The 23314-nt window shown below is 64.7% G+C and carries 22 protein-coding genes; 4 read left to right on the forward strand and 18 right to left on the reverse strand.

Annotated features, from left to right (window positions below; translation table 11 throughout):
• Positions 1 to 6: 6 nt before the first annotated feature.
• Together ACQR10_RS18635 and ACQR10_RS18640 are read right to left on the reverse strand one after the other, a co-directional pair.
• The gene (locus ACQR10_RS18635) at positions 7 to 1440 is read right to left on the reverse strand and encodes an alpha/beta hydrolase family protein (RefSeq protein WP_434912043.1); all 1434 of its coding nucleotides are present in this window, start codon (positions 1438 to 1440) and stop codon (positions 7 to 9) included.
• 223 nt (positions 1441 to 1663) lie between these two features.
• A complete protein-coding gene (locus tag ACQR10_RS18640; protein ID WP_315803398.1) occupies positions 1664 to 2689 on the reverse strand; it encodes a histone deacetylase family protein in 1026 nt (341 codons plus the stop codon).
• A gap of 437 nt (positions 2690 to 3126) precedes the next feature.
• On the opposite strand from ACQR10_RS18640, the gene ACQR10_RS18645 reads away from it, so the two are divergent.
• Entirely contained in the window at positions 3127 to 4464 is a 1338-nt protein-coding gene (locus ACQR10_RS18645; RefSeq protein ID WP_316217439.1) for an MFS transporter, read from the forward strand.
• Between the two features lie 137 nt (positions 4465 to 4601).
• Here ACQR10_RS18645 and ACQR10_RS18650 read toward each other — a convergent pair whose 3' ends face one another.
• Both ACQR10_RS18650 and ACQR10_RS18655 read right to left on the reverse strand, forming a co-directional pair.
• On the reverse strand, positions 4602 to 4847 hold the full coding sequence (locus tag ACQR10_RS18650) for a hypothetical protein (protein ID WP_316217440.1): 246 nt from the start codon (positions 4845 to 4847) through the stop codon (positions 4602 to 4604).
• Between the two features lie 274 nt (positions 4848 to 5121).
• A complete protein-coding gene (locus ACQR10_RS18655) occupies positions 5122 to 5535 on the reverse strand; it encodes a hypothetical protein (protein ID WP_315803395.1) in 414 nt (137 codons plus the stop codon).
• Positions 5536 to 5642: 107 nt separating this feature from the next.
• On the opposite strand from ACQR10_RS18655, the gene ACQR10_RS18660 reads away from it, so the two are divergent.
• On the forward strand, positions 5643 to 6578 hold the full coding sequence (locus ACQR10_RS18660) for a LysR family transcriptional regulator (RefSeq protein ID WP_316217441.1): 936 nt from the start codon (positions 5643 to 5645) through the stop codon (positions 6576 to 6578).
• 18 nt (positions 6579 to 6596) lie between these two features.
• On the opposite strand, the gene ACQR10_RS18665 is transcribed toward ACQR10_RS18660, so the two are convergent.
• The 4 genes from ACQR10_RS18665 to ubiT all read right to left on the reverse strand — a co-directional run bounded on the left by ACQR10_RS18665 (position 6597) and on the right by ubiT (position 9826).
• Complete coding sequence (locus ACQR10_RS18665) at positions 6597 to 7316, reverse strand: Crp/Fnr family transcriptional regulator (RefSeq protein WP_315803393.1); 720 nt, start codon at positions 7314 to 7316, stop codon at positions 6597 to 6599.
• A gap of 97 nt (positions 7317 to 7413) precedes the next feature.
• On the reverse strand, positions 7414 to 8304 hold the full coding sequence (ubiV, locus tag ACQR10_RS18670; protein WP_315803392.1) for a ubiquinone anaerobic biosynthesis protein UbiV: 891 nt from the start codon (positions 8302 to 8304) through the stop codon (positions 7414 to 7416).
• 35 nt (positions 8305 to 8339) lie between these two features.
• Complete coding sequence (ubiU, locus tag ACQR10_RS18675; RefSeq protein WP_316217442.1) at positions 8340 to 9317, reverse strand: ubiquinone anaerobic biosynthesis protein UbiU; 978 nt, start codon at positions 9315 to 9317, stop codon at positions 8340 to 8342.
• A complete protein-coding gene (gene ubiT, locus ACQR10_RS18680; RefSeq protein WP_316217443.1) occupies positions 9308 to 9826 on the reverse strand; it encodes a ubiquinone anaerobic biosynthesis accessory factor UbiT in 519 nt (172 codons plus the stop codon). Before ubiT ends, ubiU begins: the two co-directional genes overlap by 10 nt.
• A 143-nt stretch (positions 9827 to 9969) precedes the next feature.
• Here ubiT and ACQR10_RS18685 point away from each other — a divergent pair, with 143 nt between their 5' ends.
• The gene (locus tag ACQR10_RS18685; RefSeq protein ID WP_316182427.1) at positions 9970 to 11496 is read left to right on the forward strand and encodes a UbiD family decarboxylase; all 1527 of its coding nucleotides are present in this window, start codon (positions 9970 to 9972) and stop codon (positions 11494 to 11496) included.
• Complete coding sequence (locus ACQR10_RS18690) at positions 11493 to 12125, forward strand: UbiX family flavin prenyltransferase (protein WP_316217444.1); 633 nt, start codon at positions 11493 to 11495, stop codon at positions 12123 to 12125. The genes ACQR10_RS18685 and ACQR10_RS18690 overlap by 4 nt, the downstream gene beginning before the upstream one ends.
• Positions 12126 to 12293: 168 nt before the next feature.
• Here ACQR10_RS18690 and ACQR10_RS18695 read toward each other — a convergent pair whose 3' ends face one another.
• The 10 genes from ACQR10_RS18695 to ACQR10_RS18740 all read right to left on the reverse strand — a co-directional run bounded on the left by ACQR10_RS18695 (position 12294) and on the right by ACQR10_RS18740 (position 23309).
• Complete coding sequence (locus ACQR10_RS18695; RefSeq protein ID WP_316182424.1) at positions 12294 to 12608, reverse strand: metal-sulfur cluster assembly factor; 315 nt, start codon at positions 12606 to 12608, stop codon at positions 12294 to 12296.
• Positions 12605 to 13114 carry a DUF2249 domain-containing protein gene (locus tag ACQR10_RS18700; protein WP_315803386.1) on the reverse strand — a complete coding sequence of 170 codons (510 nt, stop codon included), beginning with the start codon at positions 13112 to 13114 and terminating at the stop codon, positions 12605 to 12607. Before ACQR10_RS18700 ends, ACQR10_RS18695 begins: the two co-directional genes overlap by 4 nt.
• Before the next feature lie 10 nt (positions 13115 to 13124).
• The gene (locus tag ACQR10_RS18705) at positions 13125 to 14516 is read right to left on the reverse strand and encodes a hypothetical protein (protein WP_316217445.1); all 1392 of its coding nucleotides are present in this window, start codon (positions 14514 to 14516) and stop codon (positions 13125 to 13127) included.
• A gap of 295 nt (positions 14517 to 14811) precedes the next feature.
• Positions 14812 to 15417 (reverse strand): DUF2478 domain-containing protein, encoded by a 606-nt coding sequence (locus ACQR10_RS18710; protein ID WP_316217446.1) that lies wholly within the window; start codon positions 15415 to 15417, stop codon positions 14812 to 14814.
• Between the two features lie 45 nt (positions 15418 to 15462).
• Complete coding sequence (locus ACQR10_RS18715; RefSeq protein ID WP_315803383.1) at positions 15463 to 15756, reverse strand: hypothetical protein; 294 nt, start codon at positions 15754 to 15756, stop codon at positions 15463 to 15465.
• An 11-nt stretch (positions 15757 to 15767) separates the two neighbouring features.
• The gene (locus ACQR10_RS18720) at positions 15768 to 16580 is read right to left on the reverse strand and encodes a peptidylprolyl isomerase (RefSeq protein WP_316217447.1); all 813 of its coding nucleotides are present in this window, start codon (positions 16578 to 16580) and stop codon (positions 15768 to 15770) included.
• Positions 16581 to 16595: 15 nt separating this feature from the next.
• Complete coding sequence (narI, locus tag ACQR10_RS18725) at positions 16596 to 17318, reverse strand: respiratory nitrate reductase subunit gamma (protein ID WP_316217448.1); 723 nt, start codon at positions 17316 to 17318, stop codon at positions 16596 to 16598.
• Between the two features lie 11 nt (positions 17319 to 17329).
• Positions 17330 to 18040: a nitrate reductase molybdenum cofactor assembly chaperone gene (gene narJ, locus ACQR10_RS18730; RefSeq protein WP_316217449.1), complete on the reverse strand. Its 711-nt coding sequence runs from the start codon at positions 18038 to 18040 to the stop codon at positions 17330 to 17332.
• Positions 18040 to 19560, reverse strand: coding sequence for a nitrate reductase subunit beta (gene narH / locus ACQR10_RS18735; protein WP_316182412.1), 1521 nt, complete (start codon positions 19558 to 19560; stop codon positions 18040 to 18042). Before narH ends, narJ begins: the two co-directional genes overlap by 1 nt.
• Complete coding sequence (locus tag ACQR10_RS18740; protein WP_316217451.1) at positions 19557 to 23309, reverse strand: nitrate reductase subunit alpha; 3753 nt, start codon at positions 23307 to 23309, stop codon at positions 19557 to 19559. Before ACQR10_RS18740 ends, narH begins: the two co-directional genes overlap by 4 nt.
• Positions 23310 to 23314: the final 5 nt, after the last annotated feature.

Here is a 23314-nt window from a genome sequence, read left to right on the forward strand (position 1 = left end):
CGAAATTCAGGAACTGGTCTTGAAGAAGTCCAGCACGGTCGAAGCGCCGCCGATGACGTCGCCGCCGCCATAGAGGCTTGCCAGGAACGTGCCGCGATGGCTGGCGCCGGCGACCGCGATGCCTTGCGCAAAGCGCCCGTCGGCCGCCAGCGGCATCTTGACGAGGCTCGGCGGCAGCGCCTCGTCGAGAAGGCCGTAGTAGAACCGCATCGGGGCGTCATAGTCCCAATAGGTCGAGCTGTTGCCGGCCAGGCGGCGGAGGAAGCGGCTGTTGGTCTCGTGGGTGAAGCGCTCGAAGAAGCCGTCGACCAGCAGATCCGAGGGCTGCGGCACCGACTTGCTGAACGTCTCGTCCATGCTGTAGTCGGCCCAGTATTTCTCGGCCAGCGCGACGTGCTGCGGCTTGATCGCAGTCTTGAACAGGTCGCCGAGCCGGTAATACTGGCGATAGCTGCCCAGGAGGACGATGACGCACGGCGTGATCCAGATCGGCTGCTTCGGATAGGTGCTGTCGGTCGACGCGCTGCCCGGTTGGGCGGACACCCAATAGCGCATCGAATCCGCAAGATTGTTGAACGGACTTTGCGTGGCGCTCGCCGCCACCGCGACGCGCCGCCGCTGCAGCTCCTGGCGCAGCCATTGCGTGTTCAAGGCACCCTGCGACCAGCCGATCAGGAACAGCCCGGTCTTTCGCAGGCCGAGGTGATCGAGCGCGAGCAGACCCGCGTTCAACACGTCCAGGCAGCACTGCACGGTCGCGTCCTTCACCGCATAGGCCTCGCCTCGCCCCTGGCGATACGGTCCCTTGCCGAGATAGTCGGCCGCGATCAACGCAAACCCGTTGCCGACCAGGCGCTGGACGTTGAACAGCGTCTCGATCGAATCGACATTGTCGCGCGGCTCGTAGTTCGGATCGGCCAGCTTGACGAGATTGGACGGGACCTGGTCGAACGACAGGATGGTGCCGTGCTGCCACGACACGACCGGCAGTGCGCCCTTGTGATCGGCGGGCAGCGCGAGCAGGCCGCTGACCTTGACGCGCTCACCGGTGCTGGGGATGCGCGTGTAGGTCGTCAGCCGGCGCAGTTCGACGTCGACCCGCGCCCCGTGCTTGTCGGCCGAGAATGGCGGCAAGATATTCTGCTCATTGAAGACGGCGTGGAGCTTCGCTGCGAGCGCATCGAGCCGATCCTTGCTGACGCGCACCGGCCGGCCAAGGCTTGCGCCGTCACGTGGCTGCGCGAAAGACGGGCCGGAGGAAAACGAAAATGCCGCAGCGCCGAGGCCGAGGCCGGCTGAGGCCAGCAGCCTTCGGCGGGATGGCCGGCCGGCCGAGGCTGCGGAGCTGAGCTCCGACGGGGTCAGCTTGGCCGTCGGCTGGGCCAATGCCTCTTCGGGTCCCCCGACCAGGGTATCCAGGCCGATCATTCGCCGCTTCATCACGTCCCTCCGAGCCGACTACAGCCGAGGGTAGTTCGCAAAGCCTAGCACTTGCTAAATGGTGCAGCAATTGGAGCCGGATGTTTCGCCAGTCACCTGCTCTGTCGAGCTTCGCGTGGTCGCGTCGCGGCTCGCCTCCGCACGTCAAGCGCCGCCATGCGAATGATTTGCGATGGCGTTCTGCAGGCACACCAGGAAGAGATCGCGAGGACGAGATGAAGGCCTACCGCGCCGCTTCGAAGCCTCCGAGCACCGCGGTCAGGTTCTGCCCGAGAATGTCCGAGAGATAGCCGCCCTCCTGCACGAACACCGTGGGAAGGCCGAGCCGCGCGATCGCGCCGCCGATGCGACGGAAACCTGGCGTGGTCACGGAGAGCCCCTTGAGCGGATCGTGCTCGGAGGCATCGAGGCCGAGCGCCACCACGAGCGCACCGGGCGCGAACGCATGGATCGTCTTGGCCGCGGTCTCGAACGCCTTGAGATAGGTGTCGTCGCCGCTCTTGAGCGGCAGCGGAATGTTGAGGTTGGCGCCAAGCCCGGCGCCTGCACCGCGCTCATGCGCATAGCCCCAGACGAACGGATAGTAATGCGTGGGGTCGGCGTGGATCGAGATGGTCAGCACGTCGGGCCGCTCGTAGAAGATGCCCTGCGTGCCGTTGCCGTGATGGACGTCGACGTCGAGGATGGCGACGCGCTCGTGGCGCTGACGCAGATGCGCGGCCGCGATGGCGGAGTTGTTCATGAAGCAGAAGCCCGAGGCCATGTCCCGATACGCATGGTGGCCCGGCGGCCGGCACAGTGCGTACATCGCATCCTCGCCGTCGAGCAGCAGTTGCGCTGCGGTCGCAGCCACGTCGGTCGCGGCGCAGGCGCCTTCCCACGTCCCCGGCCCGATCGGCGCTGAGGTATCGGTCGTGTGCCAGCCCAGCCGCCCGACGATGTGCGTCGGATAGGTGGCGGCATTGCGAACGGGATGAATGTTCGGGATCATTTCCGCACCGGCATCGCCGAGCGCGGCCCAGGCGTCCCACGCCTCTTCCAGGAAATTGAGGTATTCCGGACTGTGCACGCGCGCGCGAGCTTCCTGGCCGAAATGAAGCGGCGCGACCAACTCGTGATGGCCGGCCTTCAATCCCGCAAGCAAACGATCCGCCCGCTCGGGCTGCTCGGTGGTGCGCTTGACGACGCCACGCACCAGATAGAATTGCGGATCATGGCTGCGATGCAGCTCGGTGTAGACGGCCTTCACGCGCAATGGCTCCTGTTCGCTCGCACCGACGATTGTGCACGCAGTCACGACGGATTCAAGCACGGATGGTTCGCACGTCGATCGGTCCGTGCCGGCAGCTTCCAACCGGCGGAACGGTACGCTGTGCATCGTATCTTCTCGGCAGCGAGTGCGTCGGGATCCAGGCGATCCGGCGCGTGAGGCGCGGTGGATGTGGGGAGAGATCCGCCGCGACGGCGGTCGACTGCGCCACGAAATCTGCAAAACCTCGGCGCGCAAGCCTGACCAGCTCATGCATCGCAAGCCGCGGCTGGTGACGAGCCCCAGGCTTCAACCGGCATGGAGACCCCGGGGATCGATCCAAAATTTGCATCGATTGATACAGGCTTCGGTTTGGACCCCGGCCCTCCCTCTCCTCTAGGACAGTCATCGAGGAACGTACAAGAGAGGTGGAGCGCATGAGCGCAATCGTAACCACGGCCGAATTGCGCCGATCACGCGTGCGGCTGTTTATCGTGACCATGCTGTTCCTGGTCACGACCGTGAACTACGCCGACCGGGCGACCTTGTCGATCGCAGGACCTTCGCTGTCCAAGGAGCTGCATCTCGATCCCGTCGCGATGGGCTATGTGTTCTCCGCCTTCGGCTGGTCCTATGTGCTCGCGCAGGTGCCGGGCGGCTGGCTGCTCGACCGCTTCGGTTCACGCTGGGTCTATGCCTGCAGCATCGTGATCTGGTCGATCTTCACCATGATGCAGGGTTGGATCGGCTTCTTCTCCGGCGCCGCCGCAGTCACCGCGCTGTTCGCGTTGCGCTTCCTGGTCGGTCTCGCCGAAGCGCCGAGCTTCCCGGCCAATGCCCGCATCGTCGCCGCCTGGTTTCCGAGCAACGAGCGCGGCACGGCGTCGGCCTTCTTCAACTCGGGCCAGTATTTCGCGACCGTGATCTTCGCGCCGCTGATGGGCTGGATCGCGCATGCGTTCGGTTGGCGCCACGTCTTCACAGTGATGGGTGCGCTCGGCATCCTCATGGGCCTGATGTGGATCAGGACCATGTACGGACCGAAGGAGCACGCGAGCGTCAACCAGGCCGAGCTCGACTACATCAAGGACGGCGGCGCGCTGGTCGACATGGAGGGCGCGAAGGACGTCAAGGCTACCTCCGGTGGTCCGACCTGGTCGCATATCGGACAGTTGCTGTCGAACCGCATGATGCTCGGCGTCTATATCGGCCAGTACTGCATCAACACGCTGACCTATTTCTTCCTGACCTGGTTCCCGGTCTATCTGGTCAAGGAGCGCGGCCTGTCGATCCTGCAGGCCGGCTTCGTCGCCACCCTGCCGGCGCTGTGCGGCTTCATCGGCGGCGTGCTCGGCGGTTTCATCTCCGACGCCATCCTGCGCAAGACGGGATCGCTGACGCTCGCCCGCAAGATCCCGATCGTCGGCGGCATGCTGCTGTCGATGGTAATCATCGGCTGCAACTATGTCGACGGCCAGGCGCTGGTGGTCGGCCTGATGGCGCTGGCGTTCTTCGGCAAGGGCATCGGCGCGCTCGGCTGGGCTGTGGTCTCCGACACCTCGCCGAAGGAAGCCGGCGGCGTCTCCGGCGGCATGTTCAACACCTTCGGCAACCTCTCCAGCATCACCACTCCGATCGTGATCGGCTACATCCTGTCGGCCACCGGCTCCTTCAACGGCGCACTAGTGTTCGTCGGCCTCAACGCCCTGGTCGCGGCGTGCGCCTACTTGCTGATCGTCGGCAAGATCCAGCGCGTCCAGCTCCGAGCCTCCTGAGCACCACGCTTAGCTTCGCGTGGTCTCGACTCCAACGGCGGCCCCCCCGGGCCGCCGTTTTTTTTCGGTGCCTCGCCGTCATTCCGGGGCGATGCGCGGCAGCGCGGCGGAAGGAACGAAGAATCGCAGGATAGCGTCTAATTGAGAATCCAGTCGTCGACATGCACGAGCACGGATGAGCTAATCCCTGCCATAACGAAAAATATGCAAAACCAGAATACCAACCCAAAAAAGTACATCTTAGGCTGCACCTCGCGATCGTAGACGGCTCCACGAGCGAGCAGCCGCCCGGTTCGCAGGGCGGTCCAGACAATTGGACCTCCGAACCAGAGCAGCACCAAGGGAAACACGGCAAAGCCGGCAAGTAAGATTTTCAGAGCCAACTGGAGCAATCCGGACCTGGTGGAAACGGACTCAGTCTCACCATCTCAACCTGCTGATCGACGCAGAGGCATATCACGCCAGCAAGGGAAATGCGAGGAAAGCGGGTAGCGGGGGTCCGCTACATCGCGAGACCCACTATTTTGGAAGCTCTGCTTCTTTGCCTGCGAACGGCCCAACTGGCCTCGCGGCGGTTGGATAGTCCGCCAATACCGCATTTGCGCGCGATCCAACCACGTCCTGAGATGCCAAATGAAGGCCGGCGCCCCGATGCGTTCACATCGCCTTGGCGAGCGCGAACAACCGGAAATCCTCGAGCGCCGCGTGCCGATGCGGGGCGACTTCGCGCTGGTAGGTCTCGGTGTCGACGATCGAGCGGAAGGCGGCGAAATCGCCGTATTCATTGATCGCCGCTTCGTCCCAGCGCTCGCCTTGCGGGCCGACCAGGCTCGCCAGGACCGGCACGGAAAACATCCGCACCAGCGGCTTACCGGCTGCGAGACGCCGGAAGGCCGGTCTATAGCGTTCGTTGAACGCTTCGCGGCCCGAACAGGGCGCGGCGTCGAAGCCGTCCTCGTAACGCGCATACGCGCGGTAGCGCAACAGATTGAGCATGTAGACCGGCTGGCCGGGGGGAATCGCGCGCTCGGCGGCGTCGAGGGATTGCAGGGTGATTTCGATGGGGTTCATGGGACTTCTCGCGGTTTCTAGTGGCGCGGATGCGCGCTGACGCTCTCCATTTGCCCCATCGGAACGGCCTCTTGTAGCGACCGCGCTGCCATGACTATGTGGACAGGATGTCCACAACGGCCTTGCCTCCCGACCTCTCGCGTCTTCTCGCCTTCGTCCGCGTCGTCGAGGCGGGCTCCTTCGCCGAAGCCGCGCGGCGGGCGGGGACGACCACCTCAGCGATGTCCAAGGCGGTCGCCCGCCTCGAACAGGCTCGCGGGATACGGCTTTTGCATCGCACCACCCATTCGCTGGCGCTGACCGAAGAGGGCGAGCGGCTCATGGCGGCGGGACGCGCGGTGGCCGAAAGTCTCGATCGCGTCCAATCCGCGCTCGGCGAAGCCACGCGTAACGATGGCGGACGGGTGCGAGTGACCGCCCCCGCCTCGTTCGCGCGTGCCTGCATCCTGCCGAGACTTCCCGCGTTCCTGCGGGAGCGGCCGGAAATCGAGATCGAGATCAAATTCCGCAACGAGATTCTTGATCTCGCGGCGGAAGGCGTCGACATCGCCATCCGCTCAGGACCCCTCGATCGCGCGCCCGGTCATCTGGCGCGGCGGCTTTGCACGTTCTCCTGGATCGCTTGCGCCTCGCCCGCGTATCTGAACGCGCGCGGCGCGCCGGCGACTCCATACGAGCTTTCCGAACATGACCACGTCGGCTTCCGCAATCCCGCGAGCGGGCAGATCCTGACCTGGCGCTTCACCGATCCGCGCGGCAAAAAGCTCGTTCGCGTCGCGCCCAAGCCCAAGCACATTTGCGACGACGCGCACGCTTCGGTCGCTTTGATCGCGAACGGGTTCGGCATCGGCTGGGGGCCGGCGTGGCTCTTCCATGAAGACCTGTGCACCGGCCGGCTCGTCGAAGTGCTTGCGCCCTGGCGTGCGCCGCCGGAGCCCCTATGGATGCTGCGCACCTCCAACCGCCGGCCGCCCCTACGCACGCAGCGCGTCATGGCGTTCCTCGCGACGCTTCCCGCCACGTTCAGCGACAAATCGGGATGAGGCGCCGGCCGTCAGCAGCTAAGCGGGCTTGGCAGCCGGCTGGATCGCAGCAGGACGGTCGCGACACGTGAGCCGTGGCGTGATGGGACAAGGCGCCGCGCTGCAGCCGCAGTCGACGAGCCGGCAGAGCTGGGCCATGTCGTGCACCACGACGTTGGAAGCCCGGACATCCACGCCGGCTGAGCGCAGCTTTGCAAACACCCGCGACAGGGATTCGGGCTTGAGACCGAGCCGGCCGGCGATCAGAGACTTATCGTAGGGCAGCTTGATCGTGCACGGCCCCGTGGTGCTGGGCGCCAGCGAAGCAAGGAACTCGGCGACCCTCTGCAATGCGCTCCGCGCCATCAGTCGCTCGATCTGCTGCGCCAATCGATGCAGGTGCTGCGAGGTCGACGCGATCATCGCGATCGCGACTTCGGGCATCCCACGAATGCAGCTGAGCACGTGGCCGGCCGGAATGACCATGACCCGCGCCGCCGTCGCCGCGCGGGCCGTGGCCGGATAGTGACCGGACGTGAAGGTGACAGCCTCGGCAAAACTCTCGCCCCTGCCGAGCACGTTGAGCACCGCCTCGTCGCCCGCCGCCGTGACCCGATAGAGCTTGATCCACCCCTCCATGATGATGAAGAAGGCGTCCGCTGCGTCACCCTGGCGGAACAGCGCACGCCCGGGACGAAGGTTCAAGATGCTGGCTTCGGCGAGGAGGACGGCCATCTCGTCGGGCTTGAGGCCACTCAATACGGGAATCCGGGCAGCGATCTCAATATCAACCGGAGTGGGGGTCAACATGCAGACTGAGCACATCTGAGTTCACCTCGAAAGGACGCGGCAGTACCTATCCCGAGACGTAGGACGCCCCGGGGGCGCCGTGCAGGAAGCCGTTGGCGAACGGAACGTCCGGATAGATCTCGCGCAGGCGGCCCGTTGCGGCTTCGGCTTCCACGCGCCCCGCCAGGACCGCCTGGAAATGCTCGGACACCGCGACCATGTCGCAGGCCTGAGGTGATAGCCGCAGCGATGTCACGCCGCTCTGCTTCAGACGATCGAGATCGCCGAGCAGGTTTGAGCACCCATGCGACAGCGTCTGCACGCCGTTCATGGTGAGGAACGCCTGGTTGTCCAGCGTCGTTACGACGAGGCCGTCGGGGTCCTGCTCGCACACGAAGCGGCAATTGTCCTTGGCGAGCTTGTGCAGGCGGGCGTGATAGCAGCGCGCGGAGATCGCGAGCGGCACACGGCCGAAGGCGAATACTTCGATCGCCACCTCCGGCACGGCGCCGGCGATGGCGGCAACCGAGGACAGCGGCAGCTCCGGCGGCAGGCAGATCCGGGTGGCGCCCTTGGCGGCATGAAACGCGGCGCTGGCCTCGTTGTAGATGTTGACGAAGGGACCGATGGCATGCGGCCGGCCTGCAATCGATTTGAGGCAGGTGAGATCGTTGACTTCGACGAGACCGTCGCCGAACTCGGCGAGGCCTGCCGTCTGCCGGCGCTCGCGTCGCAACGACACCAGGACCAGCGAACCCAGCAGCACCTGCTTGCCAGCCGCGGCAAGCCGTTCGGTGACTTCAGGCAGATACGGTTCGAAGAACGGCGCGCGCTTCGAGCACACGACCTCGCCGACCACGACGCGGTCGACCGGGGCCTCGTCGGCGATGCGAAAGTAGAAATCACGCCAGCGCTCCGGCTGCCAATTGTAGAGCACGGGTCCCAGAGTGAGTTGCATTCGCTCTACGCCTTGATCCGCCATTGTCATGTCGTCTAACGCCAGGTCTTGCGGTAGGCGCCCTGCGTGGTGGCCTGCCCTTCGGTGAATGCCGTGAGGTCGGCCGCCTCGGTGGACCGGCCGGCATCGAGCGCTGCCAGCACGCTGCGAAAATGCCGCACCACGCTGTCGACATAGGCGCGGCCGCGCTGGCGGCCCTCGATCTTGAGCGCGGTGACGCCGGCTTCGCGCAGACCCGCGAGCAGGGTCGTGGCATCGAGACTGACCGGATCCTCGAAGATGTAGCCGGCGCCTTGCGTGGTCGAGAAGCGGCCCTTGCACAGTGTCGGATAGCCGGCCGGCTCGTCGCGGCCGAAGCGGTTGATGGTGAAGCCGCCGAGCCGCGAGGTCGTTCCCTGTGGCGTCTCCTGATAGGCGACGTGACTGGGCGGCGAGCACACGCCCTGCATGTTCGGTGACTTGCCGGTGGCGTAGGAGGACAGCGAGCAGCGGCCCTCGGCCATCACACAAAGTCCGCCGAACACGAACACCTCGGTCTCGCAGGCCGTCTCACGGGTGATCTCGGCGATCTCGGGCACGCTCAGCACGCGCGGCAGCACCACGCGGCGGGCGCCGAAATTCTCGACGTAGAACGCGATCGCGTCGACATTCGCCGCCGCCGCCTGCACCGAGACATGCAGTCGCTGTTCGGGATGGCGCCGCGCGGCATGGTCCATCAGCCCGACATCGGCAAGGATCAGCGCGTCAGCCCCGGCCTCGACGGCATCATCGACCGCGCGACGCCACAAATCGACGGCGCCGGCGCGCGGGAAGGTGTTGATCGCGACCAGCACCTTGGCGCCGCGCCGATGCGCGAACGTGATCCCTTCGCGCATCTGCGCGCGGCTGAAATTCAGCCCGGGAAAGTTGCGGGCGTTGGTCTCGTCGGCGAAGCCGCAATAGACGGCATCGGCACCGGCTTCGACCGCGCTCTTCAGCGCCGCCGGCGTCCCTGCCGGACAGATCAGCTCCATCGTCGCATCCCGCTTTCGTTCGTCGTCAATCTCAGCAGCGAGTCGCGCGCGGCCGCGAGCAGGCGTTGCGCGGGCACGCCGAACGGCCCCGAAAGCGTCGCGATCTCAGCGACCAGATCCAGACCGGCATCGTCGATCGCATTGCGGAGCGCCAGCACCGCCTCGATATCGCCTTCGATGACCAGCTGACGCGAAAACATCAGCGCATCGCCGTCGAGCCGGCCCTCGACCAGCGCCAGCAGGCTCACGATCGATGCGGAGATGGAGGCATCGAGGCCGGTGGGCAGCTCGCGCACCGCCACGAGTTGCGGCTGCTGCGGGCCCGCCTGAATCACGAATGCGAACGGCAGATCGGTCGGCTTGATGCCAAAGCGCTTTCCGCGATGCGACCCGAGCCGGTCGAGCAGATGCGGATGTCGGCGCAGAAGCCCGCGCAGGAAAGCGCCGAGCGCAATCTGCAGCGGCAGCAACGGCAACGGACGCAGCGCCTGCCTGAGCAGCGGCGGCAACAGGGGCAGTGAGGTCGAAGACGCGTCCTGAAGAGAACTCATGGCACAAGCTCTGGCCGGATCGGCGGGGGAAGTATTTGACGCGGAACAAAGATCACACTGATTGTTCCAGCTACGAGGCGTTTTTTGAACGGAGCCTATCGTTGCGACGTGATGTCCCTCGCTTCCGCGAGCTGTCGGATTTCCTGCGCTTTCTCGACGAGCGGGGACAGCTGCGACGCATTCGCGACAGAGTCTCGGTCGTCCACGAAATCACCGAGATCCATCGCCGCGTCATCTCCGCCGAAGGGCCCGCGCTGCTGTTCGAACGGCCGATCAAGGCGTGCGGCTCACTCTCGGCAATGCCGCTCGTCACCAATCTGTTCGGCACCGTGGAGCGGGTGGCCTGGGGCATGGGCGTGCAGCCCGAACGATTGGCGGAGCTCGGCAAGATGATGGCGGAGCTGCGCGCCCCGCAACCGCCGCGCGACATCAGGGAAGCGCTGCAGAAGCTGCCGCTGGCGCGCGCGGCGCTGTCGACCCGGCCGAGGCTGCGATCAGCCGCGCCGGTGCATGAATGTGTCACCATGGGCGATGACATCGACCTGACCACCTTGCCGGCCCAGATCTGCTGGCCGGGCGAGCCGGCGCCGCTGTTGACGTGGCCGCTCGTCATCACCGTCCCGCCGGACGCATCCACAGGCGAGCAGGAAAATGTCGGCGTCTACCGCATGCAGGTGCTCGGCCGCGATCGTGCCATCATGCGCTGGCTCGCTCATCGCGGCGGCGCCCGCCACCACCAGCAGTGGCAGGCGCTGGGGCGCGACATGCCGATCGCGATCGTGATCGGCGCCGATCCCGCCACCATCCTCAGCGCCGTGCTGCCATTGCCCGAGACCATCTCCGAGCTGCGCTTCGCCGGCATCCTGCGCGGCGACCGCCCCGAGCTGGTCGAATGCCTCACCGTGCCCCTGACGGTGCCGGCGGCCGCCGAGATCGTGATCGAGGGCGTCGTGTCGGCCACCGAAACCGCGCCGGAGGGGCCCTATGGCGATCACACCGGCTACTACAACGCCGTCGAGAACTTTCCGGTGCTGCAGGTCACCGCGATCACCACGCGTCGCAGCCCGCTCTATCTGTCGACGTTCACGGGACGCGCGCCGGACGAACCGTCTCGAATTGGCGAGGCGCTGAATACGCTGTTCGTCCCTTTGATCCGGCAGCAATTCCCGGAGGTGGTCGACTGCCATCTGCCGCCAGAGGCCTGCTCCTACAGAATCGCCGTCGTAGCGATCAAGAAGCGCTATCCGGGCCAAGCCCGCCGCATCATGCTCGGCCTGTGGTCGATGCTGCCGCAGTTCAGCTACACCAAGCTCCTCATCGTGGTCGACCAGGACATCGACGTCCGCGACTGGCGCGCGGTGATGTGGGCCGTCGCGACGCGCAGCGACTCCTCGCGCGATCTCGTGCCGCTTGCCAACACGCCGATCGACTATCTCGACTTCGCCTCGCCAAAATCCGGCCTCGGCGGCAAGCTCGGCATCGACGCCACAACCAAGCTCGGCGCCGAGACCGAGCGCGCCTGGGGCGAGGTGCTGGCGATGGACCCCGCCGTAGCGGCACGCATCGACGCGATGTGGCCGAGCCTCGGCCTCGGCGAGGGCGGGGCCGGTCGGGTGGCCTCGGCATGAGCGGACGGCACCACGTCATCGTCGGCATCAGCGGCGCCTCGGGCGCCGCGATCGGTGTGCGCATCGTCGAACGGCTCGCGGAGCAACCGCAATGCACGGCCCATCTCGTGGTGTCTGACGCTGCCGTGCGCACCTTGCACGAGGAGGTCGGCCAGGGCAGCCTGGCGCGGCTGCGCGATCTGGCGGCGCATGCTCATGATGTCGCCGACATCGGCGCGAGCATCGCCAGCGGCTCGTTTTCTGCAGCCGGCATGATCGTGGCGCCCTGCTCGATCCGCACCCTATCGGCGATAGCCTGGGGCCAGCTCGACAACCTCCTGGTCCGCGCCGCCGACGTTCAACTCAAGGAGCGCCGCCGGCTGATCCTCTTGGTGCGGGAGAGCCCGCTGCATCTCGGTCATCTCCGAGCGATGACGCAGGCCACCGAGATCGGCGCGATCATCGCGCCGCCAGTGCCGGCGTTTTACCTGAAGCCCCAGTCGCTCGATGACGTCATCGAGCAGATCGCCTGTCGCGCGATCAACCTGCTCGACGTCCCCGGGCTCCGCGCCAACGCGCGGGAGTGGCTTCCGGACCGGACGACCGAAGCAAGCAATCTTGCTGAGGTAGCGAAGCAAGACAGACGATAGGACTTGAAGACAGAACACGACAGACGCACTCGGGCGATGAGCCGAAGGCGTCCGCGACGGTTGACGTGTTCTTCGACGAGCGGGAGTACCGACGCCGCCTCTCCGTGCTGCCGCGCGAACCTGGACTGTTCCCGGCCGAGCAGCCACCAGCTTTTCGCTTTCGTTCGGTCAATTGACGTTGTCGAAACCCAGCGCAGCACGAACGGCCGGATCAATTCTGGATGGGGTCCAAGGCGGATCGAATGTCATCGTCACGTCCACGGCTTCGACGCCCGCAATCTCCGCAATGCTGCATGCGACCCCTTCCTTGAGAAAACCTGTTGCGGGGCATCCGGGCGTCGTGGCCGTCATCGTGACATGCACAACGCCATCCGTCGCCGTGATGTCGTAGATGAAGCCGAGATCGACCACGTTTTCTCCCAGCTCCGGATCGATGACCACGCGCATGGCGTCGCGGATGCGGTCGATGACATCGCGGCTCATAGCGGAGCCCTCACCGACAGTTCGTAGGTCGATCCATCCGGCGTAAACCCGCCGAGCCAGCGAAAGCCACGTTTCTCAAGTTCAGGGAACAGGAACACCGGCTCGCGCCCCAGAAGTGCCGACAAGGTCTCTCCAGGGCCCAACTCCTCTGCGGCCGCAAGGATGCGCACCATCGGCTCGGGTGGGTCGAGCTCCCGGTTGTCGAGCGTGACCACGGGATCTGGCCATCGCTCGAATGCGAGGCTGGCACCAGCGTCTTCCTGACCGGCGTCCTCGGCAGCCAGCGGCGAAAACAGCACTTCCCAGTCGCCATCGTCGAGCGGTCGATCGGTGTGGGCGAAGCCCTTTTTTGCCATGACGGAGAGCAGCGGAATCGGCCTGAAGCTCGCGATCAGCCGCACGCCCTGGCCTGGCGCCAGCCGGCCAACCGCGTCCATGATGATGGAGAACGGCTCGCCTCCGGCCCTGAGAATCGGTCGGACGTCGACGTCAATGTACGCGATCATGGCTTCCCTCCTAGTTTCTGGCGAACAACAGGCTTGGCGCGATGGCTCCGGCCGGAAGCCTCCGGGAGCCCGCAACATCGGAAAGACGTCGGACTCGCACAAGCTCGTGTATGATTCCAATACTGCCCACGGCCATGACCGCCGCGGCGCCGCGAAACGCCTGGTCCTCGCCCATCATCAACATGATGGTCGCCGCCCAGACGCCTAGAAAATAGATGATGAACCACTTCTCGGACCGGCGTTCCACCGCCAGGTCCTGAACCCGTGGCGTCGGGCCGCGCCCCATCACGGGACCGTAGGTTTCGAGCCAGGTCAGAAAGGCGACAATCTTGTAGAGCTTCGCGAATATGAGACCAGACAGCCAGCCGAACACGGCCAAGAACGCGAACGCGCCGACATGAACGCCGACCTTTCCGGTGACGATGATGACGGTGCCGAGCGCCACCGTCGCCGCCAGATTGGCGAAAGACACGGTTGCCATCCGCATGTTCAGCTCGAGCTGGCGCCGTTTGCGGGAGCGATAGATCGTCGCGATGTCCCGTCCATACAGCGCAAGCGAGATCACCCCAAGACCAGCAGCGAGGATGAGCACGGCTCCGAGCTCGGCTGCGAGGCCGATTGCGAACAATCCGCCCACGACTGCCACCGATAGCGCGAGCGCACCAAATTTCAGCGCGGATGTGCTCTGTCGATCGCCGAGGTCCGCCGAGAGCATGAACATGGCCAGCAGGCGATAGCTCACCCCCATGGCGGTCAGGGTCAGCCAGCCTCCCAGCCCGGCAATCGCATGGATCGGAATCGCCGCGGCCAGGAGCGCGGCGCCGAAGGTGCCCGCCGATCCGGCGAGAGCAAACGAGAACGCGGCGCCGAGCGCGACAGTCGCGCATAACGAGCCAAGTCCGGCGATGACAAATAGAGCAGACCCCTTCGGCTGGCTGAAGAGAGTCAGGCCCAGATCGAGCGCGACCATCGCCAGACCGGCGCCGAGCACCACGCTGCCGGCCGGCAGAAGCCAAGCGGCTGGAGCAATTCGTCCGGCCAGTGAGAGGAAACCCGATATCAGGCAGACCAGACCGACGTTGATGAGGAACAAGGCCGGCAAGGCCCATTTGTCGAAGGGGAGCGGCCTTGCGACGAGAACGGGAACGAACTGGAACAAGGCGCCGCATACCGAGAGACTGAGCCAACCGATGCAGACCGCATGCACAACGACAAGCGTATCGGGAGCGCCGAGGTCTGCAGCGGGGTAACCGAGTCCGCCGACCAGCATTGCCAAGGCAACGAGTAGCCACCCCAGCGCTGCCGCGAAATAGCTCATCGTCCAGCGCGAGATTTTCGCTCCAATCATGAGCTGCTCCAGTTCTTGATCGCGGACGCAGCACTCGCGACGACGCTGCGCCATTCGGCAATTGCCGTGGCGCCCGGAGGAACACAGTCCCCTCACGCCCGAAGGAAGCGCGAGCAATGAGCTTGCGCCATACAATCTCCCGACCATCGGAAAGATGCTAGTCGGGCCCGACCGGCCATTCTTTGTCGGAGCGCAACATTTCGCGTCATCAGCGTCGTGATGACGACTCCAGCACGACCGGCGGACTCCCTGTCGCGTCGAGGAACATCCATGTCAGCCGGCAGATATCTTCGGCGGCCCGGCTCGGCAGTTCTGTGTCCCCCGACCCGTCGATTGCTCGCAATCGCGATCAGCGCAGCTGGCTGGCTGAGTTTATAGTTCGATCCTGCCGAACACTTTCCAGCCACCGCTCCACGTCTCCGCGGGCTTCGAGCTCAATCCCCATATCTCCGGAGAAATCTCTCCAGGCATCGATATTGCTGCGCGGCACGCCGACAATCGTCGGTATCGCGAGGTCCAGCGCGCGGGCAATCAGATCAAGCGTTCCGCGTCCCTCGCACTCTGCCTTGCCAAATTTGTTCAACACCAGGATGTTTGGACGCGCATCCAGGCTGGCGAGGACTCGAACCGTCACCTCTGCCAGCGCCGATTCATCCAGCCGGCAACCTCTCGCTCCCGATCCACGATCCTCGAAGATCGGGGTTTGATTGGCCGTGTCGATCTCCTCGAGCAGGACGTCGCACCGGCGATTTTCGTCGAGGAACAGCCTTCGCTGCAGTGCGCCGGCGACCTTCAATCGCACTCGACGCGAGTGATCCACGAGGTGATCGAACGTCTCGTAGGGATATTTCCCGTCGTCGTAGACGAGCGCCACGAGCGGCGCGGCCTCAACACCGACCTTCTCTACCATCTCATCGTGCATGCGAATCCCAACATCAGCTTGATGCTTCGACATGTCCAACCCACTCCTCCAGCACAGATAGCCTGTGGCGGACCCGGCCTAGGAGTGATCGATTTCATCCCTCTGCAGCGACCATTTGATCATGGACGTCAGACAGACGATCGCGGGATCGGCGGCTCTGTCGATGGCGCTCATCAACCCGAGCCAATCCTCGTTCTCGGCGAGATTTGCAAAGCGCCGGACAGCAGCCGACGCATACTCACCGACATCCTCGCCGAGGCGATCCGCGACAGAGCTGACGCGCACCAGGAGCGTAAGGTCGCCACACCCCTGCAACACCGCACTCGACTTCGCGTCGTCGCTGAGATCGTGAATGAGATCCCCGAGCAGCATGATCGCCCCCTCTACTGCGGCAGCGCCGATTGCGGCGCCGGCAAAGTCACGCCAACGATCGCCGCGCGGCCTGCCAGATCGGCGACATATTTCGCGAGCGCCTGGTGCCGGACACGCTCGGTGAGATATTGCGAAATGCGCGCCCTCGCCATGTCGAACGGCAGGACTTGTCCGGGGGCCCGCCGGTCAAGGCGCACGACATGGATACCAAAGCGTGTCTCAATCAGACCGACCTCTCCAACCGACATCCGGGCCAGCGCGGCGTCGAACTCGGCGGTCGTCTGCCCACGCGACAGCTGCCCGAGCCTGCCACCATTCTCCGCCGAGGCCCTGCAGTCGGAGCGATCGCGCGCGATGGTCTCGAACACCTCCGGGCTTCTCCGCACGGCCTCCATGATCGTCCGCCCCTCGTCTCGCGCAGCCGATCGAGCCAGCGAATCGCTGCTCGGCGCGATCAGCAGGATGTGCGACGCTTCGTAGAGCTCGCCGACAAGGAACCGTTGCCTGTTCTGATCGTAGAAGCGACGGCACGTCGATTCGTCCGGCTCGTGTATCAGAACCTCGCGCGCGATCAGCGCCCGCATCGCCGCTTCTTCCTCGGTTTCGCTGCGACCTTCGGCATCGCGCAGAGGGGAGGCCGTTACGCCGAGCCTCCTGACCTCCTGTCTCAGCAATTCGCGCACCGCAAGCGCGCGCGCCGCCGCTTGCCAGGCGAGGATCGGCTTGTCCGACGGATGGTTCTGAACTTCCCGGGCAATGACGTCGCGTTCGATCACGACCCCGTTCACACTGACCATCTTCGGCTTTGGAAGCGCCGCGCCCAATGAACAGTCCATCGGTTACTCCGCAGGCTGAATCGGTTGCACAAGATGACGGCGTCCGTCGCGGCTGCGCACCACCTGATAGCCGCGGCGGCCGAGATACCACACCGGCGCACTCCAGATGTGGACCAGGCGGGTGAAGGGGAAGAGCAGGAAGATGGTCATTCCCAGGACCAGATGCGCCTTGAAGATCGGATGGACGTCGACAATGTTGGCGGCGATTCCAGGCTGCAACGTGAGAATGCCCTGCGCCCAGGCCATGAACTTGACCATCTCGTGACCATCGAGATGACCGAGCGACACGGGGATGGTCGCCAAGCCAAGCAGCAGCTGGACGAACAGCACCAGAAGGATACCCGTGTCAGCAAAAGACGACGTCGCGCGGATCCTGGGATCGAAGAGCCTGCGATGCGCGAGGAGCGAAATGCCGACCAGGCACATCAGCCCGGCGCCGCCACCGGCGACGATCGCGAGCATCTGCTTGAAGCCGTGCGACACGCCGAGCATGTCAAACACCCAGATCGGCGTCAGCAGCCCGACGAAATGCCCCGCAAAAATGAAAAGGATCCCGACATGGAAAAGGTTCGAGCCCCAGATTAGTTGGCGCCGCCGAAGCAGCTGACTCGAGCCCGAGCGCCACGTGTACTGCTCGCGGTCGAATCGAATCAGACTGCCGATCAGAAAGACGGTCAGGCAGAGATAGGGATACCAGCCGAAGACGATGGCATTGAGCGTTTGCATGGCCAATCCCCTCATTGCAACTGTGACGGCGGCGCGTTGACCGCACGTTTGGCGTGGCGCAGTTTTGCGATCAGATTGTCGTGCCCACAGGCTGCCCGGTCGCCGCCTCCCGGGCCGAACCTGACCTCTTCGTCCTCCCAGGCCGCGTCGAGCGCGTGCAGGTCCATCGGATCCACGTCCGCCGCCTTCAGCAGCTCATCGACGATCTCCGCGCGGGGCTGGTCCGCGGCGATCTGGAGCAGCGCGTCGAACACCGCCCGATAGCTCGACTGCCGGCGCCCCAATCGTTCCGCGAGCGCGGCGATGATGTGGCTGGTCTGGCCGAGCAACTCGCGCGCATCCGCAAGCTCCCGGATGGCGAGGAATTCGAGGAACAGCGGCAGATAATCAGGCAGCTCGTTGCCGGCGATGACGAGGTCGGCTTTGTCATACATGGCGCGCAGGTCGACCATGGCCTGGCCGCGGTCGCGGCCTTCGCCATGGACATGCTCGAACAGATGCAGCGCCAGGGTCTTGCTGCGGTCGAACAGCAGGCCGTAGCGCTCCTGCAGGTCGTAGACGTCGCCCGAGGCGATCTCCTGCAGCAGCACGTCGAGCTCCCGGCGAATGCCAGGCTGGACGAGGCCTTCCTGGTCGAGCACTCGCGCGAGCTCCGGGATGGCCGCGATCAATTCCCCGCTCGGATAGTTCAGCAACGCCGACAGCACCTTGAACGTCTTCATCAGGCGACCTCCATCGGATTCTTGGTCTTGCGCGGCGACCCGAACAGGTTGACTTCGCTCTCGCCCCCGGAGCAGCCGTTGCCGAACGAGAAGCCGCAGGAGCCGCGGATATCAAACGCGTCGGCACCGAGCTCGCGGTGCGCGGTCGGGATCACGAAGCGGTCCTCGTAGTTGGCGATCGCCATGATGTGGTACATGTCGTCGATCTGCGCGCCGCTCAGGCCGACGCGCCTCGCGATCGCCTCGTCGACCACGCCATCGATGGTCTTGGCCCGCATATAGGCACGCATGGCCAGCATTCGCTCGAGCGCCAGCGTCACCGGCTTCTCGTCGCCCGCAGTCAGCAGATTGGCGAGGTACCGCATGGGAATGCGCAAGGACTTGACGTCGGGCATCTCGCCATCGTGCCCGATCTTGCCGGACGAAGCCGCCGACGTGATCGGCGACAGCGGCGGCACGTACCAGACCATCGGCAAGGTCCGGTATTCCGGGTGCAAGGGGAAGGCGACCTTCCATTCCATCGCCATCTTCCAGATCGGCGACCGGATCGCTGCCTCCAGCCAGGCATGCGGAATGCCCTGGCGCTCGGCCTCTGCAAGGACGTTGGGATCGTTCGGATCGAGAAAGACGTCGAGCTGGGCCTGGTAGAGATCGCCCTCGTCGGGCTTGGACGCGGCCTCGGCGATGCGGTCCGCGTCATACAGCACGACACCGAGATAGCGAATGCGCCCGACACAGGTCTCGGAGCACACGGTCGGCTGCCCCGCCTCGATCCGAGGATAGCAGAAGATGCACTTCTCCGATTTCCCCGAGGACCAGTTATAATAGATCTTCTTGTAGGGGCAGCCGGAGACGCACATTCTCCAGCCGCGGCACTTGTCCTGATCGATCAGGACGATGCCATCCTCCTCGCGCTTGTAGATCGCGCCGGACGGGCAGGATGCGACGCAGGCCGGATTGAGGCAGTGCTCGCACAGCCGCGGCAGATACATCATGAAGGTGTTTTCGAACTGGCCGTAGATCTCCTTCTGCACGCCGTCGAAATTGATGTCCCGAGAGCGCTTGGCGAATTCGCCGCCCAGGATCTCTTCCCAGTTCGGCCCCCACTCGATCTTTTCCATCCGCTCTCCGGACACCAGCGAGCGCGGCCGCGCGGTCGGCATCGCCGATGCCTCGGGCGCACTCTGCAGGTGCTGATAGTCGAAGGTGAACGGCTCGTAGTAGTCATCGATCTCAGGAAGATCAGGGTTGGCGAAGATGTTCGCCAGAACCCGCCACTTGCCGCCGATCCGCGGCTGGATCGACCCGTCGCGATTGCGCGACCAGCCGCCCTTCCAGCGAGACTGGTTCTCCCAATCCTTGGGATAGCCGACGCCCGGTTTGGTCTCGACGTTGTTGAACCACGCGTATTCCATCCCCTCGCGGCTCGTCCAGACGTTCTTGCAGGTCACGCTGCAGGTGTGGCAGCCGATGCACTTGTCGAGATTGAGCACCATGGCGATTTGAGCACGGATCTTCATTCTGCAGCCTCCGAGGGGGTCGTGGCCGACCGGTCAGCAGTCGGCTGGTCCAGCCAATCAATCTTCGACATCTTCCGGACGATGACGAACTCGTCGCGGTTGGCGCCGACCGTGCCATAGTAGTTGAAGCCATAGGCCTGCTGGGCGTAGCCCCCGATCATGTGCGTCGGCTTCGGAACGACACGCGTGACCGAATTGTGGATGCCGCCGCGCTGCCCGGTCTGCTCGGAGCCCGGTACGTTCACGATCTTCTCCTGCGCATGATACATCATGCACATGCCCTGCTTGACCCGCTGCGAGACCACTGCGCGCGCAACCAGCGCACCATTGCTGTTGTAGGCTTCGATCCAGTCATTGTCGGCGATGCCGGCGGCCTTTGCGTCGATCTCGCTGATCCACACGATGGGACCGCCACGCGACAAGGTGAGCATCAGGAGGTTGTCGGTATAGGTGGAGTGGATGCCCCACTTCTGATGCGGCGTAATGAAGTTCAGGACGACGGACGCATTGCCGTTCGGCTTGCGGTCGATCACCGGCTTGACTGTCTTGGTATCGATCGGCGGCCGGTAGACGCAGAAGCCCTCGCCGAAAGCCCTCATCCACAGGTGATCCTGATAGAGCTGCTGCCTGCCGGTCAGCGTCCGCCAGGGGATCAGCTCGTGGACGTTGGTGTAGCCGGCGTTGTAGCAGACCTTCTCGGACTCGAGCCCCGACCAGATCGGCGACGAGATGATCTTGCGCGGCTGCGCGACGACGTCGCGGAACCGGATCTTCTCATCCTCCTTGGGAATGGCGAGATGAGCATGGTCGCGGCCGGTGAATTGCTCCAGCGACGACCACGCCTTGACCGCGACCTCGCCATTGGTTTCCGGCGCCAGGCTGAGGATCACCTCGCAGGCGTCGACCGCACTGTCGATGCGAGCCAGCCCCTGGGTCGGCCCGTCCTCAGCGACGACGCCGTTGAGGCGCTTCAGGAGCTCGACCTCATGGTCGGTGTTCCAGGCCATCCCCTTGCCGCCATTGCCGAGCTTGTTCATCAGCGGACCAAGCGAGGTGAAGCGCTTGTAGAGATTCGGATAGTCACGTTCGACCACCGTCACCGCCGGCATGGTCTTGCCGGGGATCGGATCGATCTCGCCCTGCTTCCAGTCCTTGACGTCGAACGCCTGCGCGATTTCGCCCGGACTGTCGTGCATGATCGGCGTCAGCACGACGTCCTTCTCGAGTCCCAGCACTTCGGGCGCGACCCTGGAGAACGCCTCGGCGATCCCCTTGTAGATGTCCCAATCGCTGCGCGATTCCCACACCGGATCGATCGCCGCCGAAAGCGGATGGATGAAGGGATGCATGTCGGACGTATTGAGGTCGTTCTTCTCGTACCACGTGGCGGTCGGCAGCACGACGTCCGAATACATGCAGGTGGTCGACATCCGGAAGTCGAGCGTGACCAGCAGATCGAGCTTTCCTTCCGGAGCCTCCTCATGCCAGGTGACCTCGACCGGCCTATTGTGGCCCTGATCGCCGAGGTCCTTGCCGAGCACGCCATGCTTGGTGCCGAGCAGATGCTTGAGGAAGTATTCGTGGCCCTTGCCTGAGGCACCGAGCAGGTTCGAGCGCCAGACGAACAGGTTGCGGGGCCAGTTCTTCGGTTGATCGGGATCCTCGCAGGAGAGCTTCAGCTCGCCCGACTTCAAGGCCTTCGCGACGTAGTCCTTCGGCTCCAGGCCGGCGGCGGCTGCGCGCTTGGATACCTCGATTGGATTGGCCTGCAGTTGCGGCGCGGACGGCAGCCATCCCATGCGCTCGGCGCGGACATTGTAGTCGATCAGCGCGCCGTCCCAAGAACCGGCCGGTGCGGTCGGTGAGAGAATCTCGCTGACATTGACCGTCTCGTAGCGCCATTGGTCGGTGTGGGCGTAGAACGCCGAAGTCGAATTCATCTGCCTGGGCGGGCGTCCCCAATCGAGCGCAAAGGCGAGCGGCGTCCAGCCCGACTGCGGCCTCAGCTTTTCCTGGCCCACATAGTGCGACCAGCCACCGCCGGATTGGCCGACACAGCCGCACATCACCAGCATGTTGATGATGCCGCGATAGTTCATGTCCATGTGGTACCAGTGGTTCAGACCGGCGCCGACGATGACCATCGAGCGCCCCCTGGTTTTCGACGCATTCGAGGCAAACTCGCGGGCCACCGCGATGATCTCGCCGCGCGGCACGCCGCAGATCGCCTCGGCCCATGCCGGGGTGTACGGTTCCAGATCGTCGTAGCTCTTGCCGATGTGGTCGCCGCCGAAGCCGCGATCGACGCCATAATTGGCGGCGAACAAGTCAAAGACAGTGGCCACGATCGCCTCGCCATCGGCAAGACGAAGTCGCTTCACCGGCACGTTGCGGGTCAGCACGTCCGGATGATTGGTGCCGCTGAAGTGATCGTGCTGACGGTTGCCGAAATAAGGGAATCCCACCGGCGCGATGTCGTCCTCGATGCCGGCCAGGGACAGCCGCAGCCGGGTATCGGTGTTCGCCGAGCTCTTCTCTTCCAGGCTCCACTTGCCTTTTTCGCCCCAGCGGAAGCCGACCGATCCCTTGGGTACGACAATGGCGCCGCTGATCTCGTCATAGGCGACGGTCTTCCATTCGGGATTGTTGGCCTCGTCGAGAGATGTGGCGAAATCCGAGGCGCGCACGAACCGCTCAGGAACGAGCCGTCCCTCGGATTTCACCAGCCGCACCAGAAATGGCATATCCGTATACTGGCGCGCATAGTCGTTGAAGTATGGCGTCTGCCGGTCGATGTGAAACTCCTTGAGGATCACGTGACCCATCGCCATCGCGAGCGCGGCGTCGGTGCCCTGCTTCGGCGACAGCCAGAGATCGGCGAATTTCGCCGCCTCGGAATAGTCCGGGCAGACAACGACGCTCTTGGTCCCCTTGTAGCGAACCTCCGTATAGAAATGCGCGTCCGGCGTACGCGTCTGCGGCACGTTGGAGCCCCACAGCATCAGGAAGCCCGAATTGTACCAGTCCGCGCTTTCGGGCACGTCGGTCTGCTCGCCCCAGGTCTGCGGCGAGGCCGGCGGCAGGTCGCAATACCAATCGTAGAACGACATGCAGACGCCGCCGAGCAGCGACAGATAGCGCGCGCCGGCCGCGTAGCTCACCATGGACATCGCCGGGATCGGCGAAAACCCGAACACCCGGTCCGGACCATAGGCCCTGACCGTATAGGCATTGGCCGCCGCGATCAGCTCGTTGACCTCGGCCCAGCTCGCCCGCACGAAGCCGCCCAGTCCGCGCTTCTGCACGTAGTCCGAGCGCTTGTCCGGATTCTCGACGATCGACTTCCAGGCCGCGACCGGCGTCATCCGCGCCCGCGCCTCGCGCCACAGCCTGAGCAGCCGCGAGCGCACCAGCGGATATTTCACCCGGTTTCCGGAATAGAGGTACCAGCTGTAGCTCGCGCCGCGGGCGCAGCCGCGCGGCTCATGATTGGGAAGATCAGGGCGCGTCCGGGGGTAGTCGGTCTGCTGGGTCTCCCAGGTGACGATGCCGCCCTTGACGTAGACCTTCCACGAGCAGGAGCCGGTGCAGTTCACGCCATGCGTCGAGCGCACGATCTTGTCGTGCTGCCAGCGCTTGCGATAGCCCTCCTCCCAGGAACGGTCCTCGGTCGTCGTCACGCCGTGTCCGTCTGCGAACTCCTCCTTGGCCCGGGTGAAAAAGGTCAGCCTATCGAGAAAATGGCTCATCGTTT

This window comes from Bradyrhizobium sp. HKCCYLRH2060 (assembly GCF_051168135.1).
Classification (GTDB): domain Bacteria; phylum Pseudomonadota; class Alphaproteobacteria; order Rhizobiales; family Xanthobacteraceae; genus Bradyrhizobium.